General features: G+C 49.1%; 1 protein-coding gene. It reads right to left on the bottom strand.

Annotation, left to right across the window (positions count from 1 at the left end; genetic code table 11):
• A partial coding sequence (locus H6A60_RS12470; protein WP_205105120.1) for a transposase occupies positions 1 to 441 on the bottom strand: 441 nt, incomplete at its 3' end.
• Between the last annotated feature and the right edge of the window lie 54 nt (positions 442 to 495).

Genomic DNA, 495 nt, shown 5'->3' with positions numbered 1-495 from the left:
AGATACGCCCGCTTTGTGAATGTCGAATTCTTCTTTGCGTGTCAGTAACGCCCAAATGATTCTCAAGAGCTTGGCCGCCAATGACACTATGATCTTTCCGTACGCCTTCCGGCTTGCCATTTGCTGATCCAGCCATCGCTTTAACTGACACTCCTGTAGTTGGTTCTTGCAGTTCAACATGTAAATTGAACCTGCTCCCTGAATGATCAGGGATCTGGCTATTTTGTCACCTCTCCGAGAAACCTTTCCTTGCCCTCGGTTGTATACGGCTTGGTTCCTTCTCCGCGAATCAGGCGTGCCGCAATGTCCTGAAATGATGTTGCGAGGAGCAAGTCCGAAGTAAGCAACATAGCTGCGGGAATTCTCAAACCTTCCGATCTTGCCGGTAACAACAAGCAAACGTGCAGCCGTCTGTGTTCCGATTCCAAGAACGCTTTGCATAAGCCGGCCTCTTTCGTCCTGTTGCACGAGCTTCTTAAGAGTTTTATCCATTGC

This window comes from Sutterella massiliensis (assembly GCF_016899755.1).
GTDB lineage: Bacteria > Pseudomonadota > Gammaproteobacteria > Burkholderiales > Burkholderiaceae_F > Sutterella > Sutterella massiliensis.
Note: the sequence above shows the minus strand (reverse complement) of the source record. Positions and strands in the feature narration are given on the sequence as shown.